Genomic DNA, 9,406 nt, shown 5'->3' on the forward strand with positions numbered 1-9,406 from the left:
CACCCTGTCCCGGGTGCCCGCCCACCGGCATGTCTGGCGCGCGTGCGGTACGTCGGCGGACCTCCCCCGAGGACACGGCCGCCGTCCGTCGTTCCCCGGACAGGAGGCCGGGGCTGCGCGCGGAGCGGATGATGGGTCGGAGAACGGTCCTACTTGGGCGCCTTCTTGCCGGTGACGCCCAGGTACACCAGGGGAGCGAGGTTGGGCTTGAGGTCCTTGACCTTGACGCCCCAGGAGGTGAAGGCCTTCTGGTGCTCGGCCGCCGAGGCGAGCAGCGAGACCAGGGCCCCGGCCACGGCGTTCGGATCGAGCGACTTGTCGGCCTGACCCTTCGCCTGGAGTTCCTTGACGGCCTCCGCGAGTGGCTTGGCGACCGCGTTGAGGACCGTCATGCGGATCTTGAAGAACCGCTTGTCCCCTTCGGCGGCACCGAGCGTGACCACTCGGAGAATGGCGTCGTTCTTGCGCCAGAAGGCGAGGAATCCGTCGACCAGTTCTTCCGAAGTGGTCGGTCCGGACTTCCCTGCCCAGGACTTTCCGGCCACCAGCTCTTTGAGCTGGTCGGCGTCCTTGGCCATTTCCTCGGCGATTTCGAGGACAGCGCCCTCGACATCCGGGAAGTACTGGTAGAAGGTCGCGGGGGAGGTACCCGCCATACGGGCGACGTCGATGACCTTGACGTCCCGATAGGGCGACGTGCTGAGCATCTCGCGGAGGCAATCGAGCAGCTTCTGCCGCGTCTCCTGTCCGCGTCGCCCGGCGACGCGACCGTCGACGGTGCGAACTTGTCCTGTCATGCCGTCAGCTTACCGTGGCACGATCTTGGCGCGATTCGGTGATGCGACTATTACTCCGCACGGGGGTTGGTATAGCGGCATGAACCACTTCGGACGGATATTCACCGGGCTTCGAAGCCCCTGTTGAAGCCCCCCCGTGTGCTTTTGACCTCACAGCGTGACGGCGAGTCCGCTGAGGGGTGGTTGGGTGACAGAGCGTGACGACGGCCGAAGGGTGCGGTCCCGTCCGGAAGTGGACGGTCCGGGGCTCCGGGCGCAAGCCGCCCCCGGAGCGGGCGTCAGGATCCGGCCGTTCCGTCCTCGCTGGTCAGAGGGCTGTCCGGGGCGTCGTCCGGGCCCGGACGACGGGTTCCGGGGGGTGGGGGAGGTTGGATATGCGGAGGACGGCATTGGAGAATCGGGTCCGGCACCACGCGGCGGGTGCGGACAACGGGGAGGTGGCAGCGGAGTGGACCAGCTGACGGCGCACGATCCGAGGCGGATCGGGCCCTTCGAGGTGCTGGGGCGGCTCGGCGCGGGTGGGATGGGGCTGGTCTACCTGGCGCGTTCCGCGTCGGGGCGGCGGGTGGCCATCAAGACCGTGCGGGGTGAGCTGGCCGAGGACGAGCTGTTCCGGGTCCGCTTCGCCCGGGAGATCGCGGCGGCCAAGACGGTCGGCGGCTTCTACACGGCGGCCGTGGTGGACGCGGACGCGGACGCCCGGGTGCCCTGGCTGGCCACCGCGTACATCCCGGCCCCCTCGCTGGAGGACCTGGTCGAGGACTGCGGCCCGCTGCCGGTGGAGGCCACCCGCTGGCTGGTCGCCGGCATCGCGGAGGCCCTCCAGTCCATCCACGCGGCCGGGCTGATCCACCGCGACCTCAAGCCCTCCAACGTCCTGGTGGTCGAGGACGGCCCGAAGGTGATCGACTTCGGCATCGCGGCCGGGGTGTCCAGCACCCGGCTCACCATGACCAACGTCGCGGTCGGCACCCCCGCCTACATGTCCCCCGAGCAGGCCCGGGACAGCCGTACCGTCCGGGGCGCCAGCGACGTCTTCTCGCTCGGCTCGCTGATGGTCTTCTGCGCCACCGGGCACCCGCCCTACCGGGGCTCCAACCCCGTCGAGACGGTGTTCCAGCTGCTGCGCGAGGAGCCGGACCTGACCGGCATGCCGCCGGAGCTGATGGACCTGGTCCGCGCCTGCATGCAGCAGGCCCCCGAGCGCAGGCCCACCCCGGCGCAGATCCAGACCGAGCTGGCCCCGCACCTCTTCTCGCGGGACGACGCCTCCGGCGAGGCCGGGGAGTGGCTGCCGGCCAACGCGCTGGAGCTGATCGAGCGCAAGCGGGGCCGCCGTCCGGCCGCCCCGCCGTCGCGCCCGCCGGCCGGCCCGGCCCAGCCGCCGCCGCATCCCCAGGGCCCGCCCGCGCACGTCCCGCCCGCGCACGTCCCGCCGCAGCACCTCGGACCGGCCGACCCGCGCACCAACCCGGGCGGGCGGCACGCCCAGCCGCCGGCCGGGCCGGTGCACAGCCTGCCGCAGCCGGGCCCGCACTCGGACGCCGAGATCCCGACCGCGAAGATCGCCTCCCCGAACCGGCACCGGGCGCCGACCGGCGGCTCCGTCGAGGTGCAGCTGTCCGGTGCCTCGGTGCGGATAGGCCCGGGGCCGCGGGCCGAGTACGAGCAGCCCGGCCCGAGCACCGCCCCGGCCACGACCGACTGGGTCCGCCGGGCCCCCACCCCGCCGCCCGCGCCGGTCGCCCGCTGGCGCCCCTGGCGGTTCCGGATGTCCAACGACGTCTGGGGCACCCCGGTGGTCGCGGACGGCACGCTCTTCGTCTCCAGCTTCGAGGTGCACGCGCTGGACATCGCCTCTGGCGAGCGCCGTTACAAGACCCGGGACGTCGCCTGGGCGCTCGCGGTGGACGCCGGCCGGGTGCACGCGGCGGACGGCCCGCACCTGTACACCGTGGACGCCGCGGACGGCACCGAGCGCTGGCGCACCTCGCTGGACGGCTGGGTCTACTCGCTCTCCGCCGCCGACGGCGTGCTCTGCTGCGGCATCAGGGGCGGCGGCGTCCAGCTCCGCTCGGCCGCCAACGGCGCCGAGCTGTGGCGCGCGGACGACGCCCAGCAGGACTACGAGAACCCGCAGTCCGGCCCGGTCCTGGTGGGCGGCGCCGCCTACTACTACGGCGGCGGGCGGCTGCGCTGCGTCGACCCGCGCGGTGCGGGCCTGCGCTGGTCCTTCCCGGTCGGCGAGGACGTGCCCTCGCACCCGGTGGAGCGCGGCGGCGTGCTGTACGTGTCGGCCGGCACCCGGGTGTACGCGCTGGACGCCGCCAGCGGGGTGGAGCGCTGGCGCTTCGAGGCCCCGGTGGTGCTGTTCACCCCGCCCGCCCTGGACTCCGACGCGGTCTACGTGGCCGACTACCTGGGCACGGTCTACGCGCTGGACGCGGCCACCGGCCTGGACCGCTGGCGCGGGGTCACCGGCCGCCGCCAGGGCGCCGACCCGGTGGTGGTCGCGGACGGCATGGTGCTGGTCGGCAACGGCGAGGTGCTGTACGCCTTCGAGGCGGCCGGCGGCCGGGAGCGCTGGCGCTACACCGCCCGCGGGGAGATCGTCGGTTCCCCGGCGGTGGCCGACGGCCTGGTGCACCTGGGCAGCCGGGACCACTCGCTGCACACCCTGGACCTGGCGAGCGGTCAGCTGCGCTGGGAGCTCGGCACCAAGGGCGAGCTCACCGGCTCGCCGGTGGCGGTCGGCGGCCGGGTCTTCGTGGGCTCCAAGGACCGCTGCGTGTACGCGCTGGACGCCTTCTACGGCACGGCGGTGCCCGCCCGCTGAACCGCGGGGCGGACACCGCCGGGTCGGCGCCGCCGCAGCGGCGGCGCCGGGTCGGGCCTCAGGCCTTGCGGGCCCCGGGGTGGCGGCTGCACCAGCCGTCCCACGCGGAGGAGACCATTTCCGTCACGTCGTGACGGGCGGTCCAGCCCAGCTCGCGGTGGATCAGGTCGGCGGAGGCCACCACGCGGGCCGGGTCGCCGGCGCGGCGCGGGGTCACCTCGGCGGCGGTGTCGTAGCCGGTGACCTTGCCGATCACCTCCAGCATCTCCTTGACGCTGACGCCCTCGCCGCGGCCGATGTTCAGCACCAGGGAGGTCGCGCCGGCCGGGTCGGCGGCCATCCGCTTGGCGGCCGCCACGTGCGCCGAGGCGATGTCGGAGACGTGGATGAAGTCGCGGACGCAGGTGCCGTCCGGGGTCCGGTAGTCGTCGCCGAAGATCCGCGGGGCCTCGCCGGCGGTGAGCCGCTCGAAGACCATCGGGATCAGGTTGAACACCCCGGCGTCGGAGAGCTCGGGGGAGGCGGCGCCGGCCACGTTGAAGTAGCGCAGGGCCACGGTGGACATGCCGTGGGCCTTGCCGGCCGCGGCGACCAGCCACTCGCCGGCCAGCTTGGTCTCGCCGTACGGGCTCATCGGGGCGCAGGGCGTGGACTCGGTGACCAGGTCGACGTCCGGCATGCCGTAGACCGCGGCGGAGGAGGAGAAGAGGAAGCGCTTCACCCCGCCCTCGGCGGCGGCCTCCAGGACGGTCTGGAGGCCGATCATGTTCTCGCGGTAGTACAGGAAGGGCTGCTCGACGGACTCGCCGACCTGCTTCTTGGCGGCGAAGTGCAGGATGCCCTCGACGCCGTGTTCGCGGATCGCGGCGTCCAGGGCGGCGCGGTCCAGGGTGGAGCCCTCGATCAGGGGGACGCCGGCCGGCAGCCGGGAGGCGTCGCCGGTGCTGAGGTCGTCCAGGACGGCGACGCGCTCCCCGGCGTCGAGCAGCTGTCGGACGACGTGTCCGCCGATGTATCCGGCACCGCCGGTGATCAACCAAGTCATGTGCCGATCCTAGGCGTTCGGATTCGATCGCCACGTTCGGGCGAGTCGAGGCCGCAAAGCGGACAAAACGGTGAAAAGCTGAGCAGGATTTCCGTGCGTCCACACCTGCGCCCGTTCGGCGCGGTGACGAATCGGAGGCAGCCAGGTGCGCCGTCACAAGGAACACGCCAACCCCCTGCCCGCCGGGCCGCGGCCGATCGGGCCGAGGCCGCCGGGCGGGCGGCTGCCTGGGGCCGTCGCGGTGGCGCTGGCGGCCGTGCTGGCACTGGCCGGGTGCAGCAGCGGCACGTCCTCCTCGTCCACCGTCGCCGCCACCGGTTCGTCCCCGGCCGCCGGCTCCCCGCAGGCCGCCTCGTCGTCCGGCCAGTCGAACGGCGGGATCCAGTTGCAGGACGCCTACCAGGCGGTGATCGCCAACGTGCTGCCCTCCGTGGTGCAGATCACCACCGGCGACAGCCTCGGGTCCGGGATCGTCTACGACGACAAGGGCGACATCGTCACCAACGCCCACGTGGTCGGCACCGCGACCACCTTCACGGTGACCCTCGCCAACAGCACCACGGCGCTGGACGCCGGCCTGGTCGCCAGCTACCCCGACACCGACCTCGCGGTGATCCGGCTGAACAACCCGCCGAGCGGTCTCAAGCCGGCCAGCTTCGGCGATTCGGGCAAGGTCCAGATCGGCCAGATCACCCTCGCCATGGGCAGCCCGCTGGGCCTCTCCAGCAGCGTCACCCAGGGCATCGTCTCGGCCATCGGGCGGACCGTCTCCGAGCCCCAGGGCCCGGGGTCGCCGGGCGCCACGATCAGCAACATGGTGCAGACCTCGGCGGCGATCAACCCGGGCAACAGCGGCGGTGCGCTGGCCGACCTGGACAGCAAGGTGATCGGCATCAACACCCTCGCCGCGACCGAGCCGCAGACCAACGGCGCGGCCGCCCCCGGCATCGGCTTCGCCATCCCGGCGAGCACCATCACCAACATCGCCGACCAGCTGATCAAGCAGGGCAAGGTGACCAACTCCGGCCGGGCCGCGCTCGGCATCACCGCCCGGACCAGCTTCAACCAGCAGTTCCAGCCCTCCGGCGCGGTCATCGTGGAGGTCACCCCGGGCGGGGCGGCGGCCTCGGCGGGGCTCCAGGCCGGGGACGTCATCACCAAGATCGGCGACACCCAGGTGGACTCGCTGAACGCGCTCACCACCGCGCTCGCCTCGCTCAGCCCGGGCACCAAGGTCACCGTCACCTACACCCGCAACGGAGCCACCAAGACCGCCGACGTCACCCTCGGCGAGCTGGCAGCCGCCCAGACCTCGCCCTGAGCCCCGGTACGGGGACGCCGGGCCGCACGCCGCGCAAGGGTTCAGCGGGCCGGGTGCCGTACCGGACCGGCGCCGGGACCTCGTCTCCGCCTCGACGAGGTCCCGGCGCCCTGCCGTGTCCGGGGGAGGGGGTGCTCAGCGGCGGGCGGCGCGGGTGCGCCAGGGCAGCTCGACGGTGACGGTGGTCGGGCCGCCCTCGGGGCTCTCCACCAGGAAGACCCCGTCCACCGCGCGGATCCGCTCGGCCAGCCCGGCCAGTCCGCTGCCCGGGTAGGGGGCCGCGCCACCCTTGCCGTCGTCCTGGACCAGCACCATCAGCTGGTGCTCCGAGCGCCAGACCTCGACCGAGGCGGACCGGGCGCCGGCGTGCTTGGAGACGTTGGTCAGCAACTCGCTGACGGTGAAGTAGGCGATGCCCTCGACCGCCGAGTCGGGGCGCTCGGGCTCCCCGTCCGGGCCGGTCAGGTCGACGTTCACCCGGACCCCGCCGGGGACGGTGCAGCGGGCGGCGACCGAGGACAGCGCGGCGTCCAGGCCGCGGTCGGTGAGCACCGCCGGGTGGATGCCGCGGGCCAGGTCGCGCAGCTCCTGAAGGGCCAGCTTCACCTCGCCGTGGGCGTTGTCGACCATCCTGGTGGCGGCCGCCATGTCGTCCTCGGACTCCACCTCGCGCAGCCGCTCCTTGGCCATGCCGAGGTCCATCGCCAGCGCGACCAGCCGGGCCTGGGCCCCGTCGTGCAGGTCGCGCTCGATCCGGCGCAGGTCGGCGGCGGCGGTGTCGACCACGGTGCCGCGGTCGTCCTCCAGCTCGCGCACCCGCTCGGCCAGGGCGCCCGGGAAGAGCAGCGACTCGATCAGGATGCGGTCCACCGCGGCCAGCCCGCGGACCACCCAGGGCAGCACCGGCCAGAGCGCGATCACCGAGATCAGGGTCAGCGCGAAGCTGAGCACGCCCCAGGGCAGCATCAGCACGTTGTAGAGCGCCGAGCGCCAGTTCAGCAGGTCGGTGAGCTGGGCGATGGTGTACCCGACCATCCCCGGGCGGCGCGGCTCCACCGGCTGCGGCTCGTCGATCCCGGAGTCGTAGGCCGACCGTGCCCGCCGCCGGCCCAGCGCGCCCAGGGAGCGCGAGAGCGCCAGGCCGCCGGCCAGCAGCGGCAGGCCGATCACGGTGATCGACAGCCCCAGGCCGACCGAGAGCGTGGCCACGGCCAGCACGAAGCCGAAGATGCCGAGCGGCAGGTTGAGCAGCAGTCGTCCGACCTGGTGCCACATCCTCCTGCCGTACAGCGGCGGGCGCTCCATCCGAGCGTCCTGCTCCTTGATGGCGTCCACGGCGCGGTGCAGCGGCTTCATCGGATCTACCGTCCCTACTTCGTCGTGCGGCTGGACCAAGCTTCCCGAACGGCGGGCGGGGGATGCCATGGGGGTGATACATCTTCCCGGCCGGGGGTTAACCCCACCCCGGGCCCGGTCGCCGGCGGTCCGCCACGGTGTCCACCGGCCGTCTTGCGGACCGAGCAGGTTTCGGGTGGAGCGGAGCGGTCCCCTTAGACTCACGCTTTGGCCATCGTTAGGCCCGTGAGAGTAAACGTCGTAGAACTGTCCTTAGGGCGGGTTCTCGGTCGAGGTGGAGGCGAAGGCATGGAGGGGAAGCACGCGGCTGCCGTCGCGGCCGACCCGGCGGTCGGCAGCGGCTACTTCGACGCGTACGCCGCGATGGGTCTGCTGGCCGTCGTCGGGGTGCTCTTCGTCGCCGTGGCGTTCACCGCCAACCGGCTGCTGCGACCCGTGGTCTACTCGCCCGAGAAGCTCCTCACGTACGAGTGCGGAGTGGACCCGGTGGGCGAGGACTGGGCGCACACCCAGATCCGCTACTACGTGTACGCCTTCCTGTACGTGATCTTCGCGGTGGACGCGATCTACCTGTTCCCCTGGGCGACCGTCTTCGCCACCGCAGGGTACGGCGCCGGAACCCTGATCGAGATGTTCCTGTTCATCGGCTTCCTCACGGTCGGGCTGCTCTACGCCTGGAAGAAGGGCGTTCTGGAATGGACGTGACGCACTCCCACTCGCACGGCGGCGCCGAGGGCGGTCCCGTTCCGCTCGGCCTGCCGGACCCCGCGCGCCCCGGCGCCGTCGAGCGCCGCGGCATCGGCCCGCTGGCCCGGCTCGCGCCGGACCCGGTCAAGGTGGTGCTCAACTGGGGCCGCCGCTACAGCCTCTGGTGCTTCAACTTCGGCCTGGCCTGCTGCGCGATCGAGTTCATCGCCGCGTCCATGGCCAAGCACGACTTCATCCGGATGGGTGTCATCCCGTTCGCTCCCGGACCCCGGCAGGCTGATCTGATGATCGTCTCCGGGACGGTGACCGACAAGATGGCGCCCGCCGTCAAGCGCCTCTACGAGCAGATGCCCGAGCCGAAGTACGTCATCTCCTTCGGCGCCTGCTCCAACTCCGGCGGCCCGTACTGGGACTCCTACTCGGTCACCAAGGGCGTGGACCAGATCATCCCGGTGGACGTCTACGTACCCGGCTGCCCGCCGCGGCCGGAGGCGCTGCTCCAGGGCATCCTCAAGCTCCAGGAGAAGATCGCCGCCGAGTCCCTGCCGGACCGCTACGCGGCGCCCGCGTCGGCGCTGCGCCGTCCGCTGGTGACCGGGCCCTCGCACGGCACCGGGACGGGCTCCGGGGACGTTCCCGAGGCCGGATCCCCGACCGGGGCTCCGGCCGGCTCTTCGACCGAGGGAGGGGTCTCGTGACTTCCGCCGAGCAGTGCGCGGCGTCGGTCGGGGAGTGGGCGACCGGCGCCGAGGCGTACGGGCTGATCACCGTCGACGTCCCGGCCGAGAACTGGATCGAGGCGCTCACCAACGCCCGGGACGTCCTGGGGCTGGGCTTCTTCGACTGGCTGAGCGCCGTCGACGAGCTCGCCGAGGGTTTCTCCGTGGTCGCGCACCTGGCCGCCGTCGAGGCGCCGGGCGTGCGGCACCTCGCGCTGCGCACCCGGGTGCCGCGCGACAGGGCGGCGCTGCCGACCGCCGTCGCCGTCTACGCCGGTGCCGCCTGGCACGAGCGCGAGACCCACGAGATGTTCGGCATCGACTTCCCCGGGCACCCCTACCTCGCCACCCTGCTGCTGCCGGACGGCTTCGAGGGGAACCCGCTGCGCAAGGAGTTCGTGCTCGCGGCGCGGGTCGCCAAGGACTGGCCGGGCGCCAAGGAGCCGGGCGAGTCCGATCACGGCGGCGGGCCGGCCCGGCGCAAGATGCAGCCGGCCGGCGTGCCGGACCCGAACGAGTGGGGGCCGCTCAAGGGCACCCTGCCGCCGGTCGCCGAGCGGCCCGCGCGCGGTGCGCGGGCGGCGGGCGCGGCGGCGCGGACGCCCCGGGCGGGCGCGGCCGGCG

The 9,406-nt window shown here is 73.0% G+C and carries 8 protein-coding genes; 5 read left to right on the forward strand and 3 right to left on the reverse strand.

Annotated features, from left to right (window positions below):
• Positions 1-149: 149 nt before the first annotated feature.
• Complete coding sequence (locus tag ACFWJ4_RS39635) at positions 150-797, reverse strand: TetR family transcriptional regulator (RefSeq protein WP_224284690.1); 648 nt, start codon at positions 795-797, stop codon at positions 150-152.
• A 448-nt stretch (positions 798-1,245) separates the two neighbouring features.
• Between ACFWJ4_RS39635 and ACFWJ4_RS39640 the strand changes: the two genes are divergently transcribed.
• Positions 1,246-3,633: a PQQ-binding-like beta-propeller repeat protein gene (locus tag ACFWJ4_RS39640; protein ID WP_380553806.1), complete on the forward strand. Its 2,388-nt coding sequence runs from the start codon at positions 1,246-1,248 to the stop codon at positions 3,631-3,633.
• Positions 3,634-3,691: 58 nt separating this feature from the next.
• Here ACFWJ4_RS39640 and galE read toward each other — a convergent pair whose 3' ends face one another.
• Entirely contained in the window at positions 3,692-4,678 is a 987-nt protein-coding gene (gene galE / locus ACFWJ4_RS39645; protein WP_359902884.1) for a UDP-glucose 4-epimerase GalE, read from the reverse strand.
• 196 nt (positions 4,679-4,874) lie between these two features.
• Between galE and ACFWJ4_RS39650 the strand changes: the two genes are divergently transcribed.
• Positions 4,875-5,999 (forward strand): S1C family serine protease, encoded by a 1,125-nt coding sequence (locus tag ACFWJ4_RS39650; RefSeq protein WP_380553818.1) that lies wholly within the window; start codon positions 4,875-4,877, stop codon positions 5,997-5,999.
• A gap of 135 nt (positions 6,000-6,134) precedes the next feature.
• Here ACFWJ4_RS39650 and ACFWJ4_RS39655 read toward each other — a convergent pair whose 3' ends face one another.
• A complete protein-coding gene (locus tag ACFWJ4_RS39655; protein ID WP_359902910.1) occupies positions 6,135-7,304 on the reverse strand; it encodes a sensor domain-containing protein in 1,170 nt (389 codons plus the stop codon).
• A gap of 339 nt (positions 7,305-7,643) precedes the next feature.
• Between ACFWJ4_RS39655 and ACFWJ4_RS39660 the strand changes: the two genes are divergently transcribed.
• From ACFWJ4_RS39660 to ACFWJ4_RS39670, 3 genes are all read left to right on the forward strand, one after another.
• Positions 7,644-8,060, forward strand: a complete 417-nt coding sequence (locus ACFWJ4_RS39660) for an NADH-quinone oxidoreductase subunit A (RefSeq protein WP_380553809.1) — start codon at positions 7,644-7,646, stop codon at positions 8,058-8,060.
• A complete protein-coding gene (locus ACFWJ4_RS39665; protein WP_380553812.1) occupies positions 8,051-8,761 on the forward strand; it encodes an NADH-quinone oxidoreductase subunit B in 711 nt (236 codons plus the stop codon). Before ACFWJ4_RS39660 ends, ACFWJ4_RS39665 begins: the two co-directional genes overlap by 10 nt.
• A partial coding sequence (locus ACFWJ4_RS39670; protein ID WP_380553815.1) for an NADH-quinone oxidoreductase subunit C occupies positions 8,758-9,406 on the forward strand: 649 nt, incomplete at its 3' end. The genes ACFWJ4_RS39665 and ACFWJ4_RS39670, both read left to right, overlap by 4 nt.

The sequence above is a fragment of the Kitasatospora sp. NPDC127067 genome (assembly GCF_042724755.1).
GTDB lineage: Bacteria > Actinomycetota > Actinomycetes > Streptomycetales > Streptomycetaceae > Kitasatospora > Kitasatospora lactacystinica.

Bases quoted from the DNA above. Each gene is read 5' to 3' on its own strand.
- ACFWJ4_RS39635 (WP_224284690.1), bottom strand. From the start codon at position 797: ATGACAGGACAAGTTCGCACCGTCGACGGTCGCGTCGCCGGGCGACGC.
- galE (WP_359902884.1), bottom strand. From the start codon at position 4,678: ATGACTTGGTTGATCACCGGCGGTGCCGGATACATCGGCGGACACGTC.
- ACFWJ4_RS39655 (WP_359902910.1), bottom strand. From the start codon at position 7,304: ATGGAGCGCCCGCCGCTGTACGGCAGGAGGATGTGGCACCAGGTCGGA.
- ACFWJ4_RS39660 (WP_380553809.1), top strand. From the start codon at position 7,644: ATGGAGGGGAAGCACGCGGCTGCCGTCGCGGCCGACCCGGCGGTCGGC.
- ACFWJ4_RS39665 (WP_380553812.1), top strand. From the start codon at position 8,051: ATGGACGTGACGCACTCCCACTCGCACGGCGGCGCCGAGGGCGGTCCC.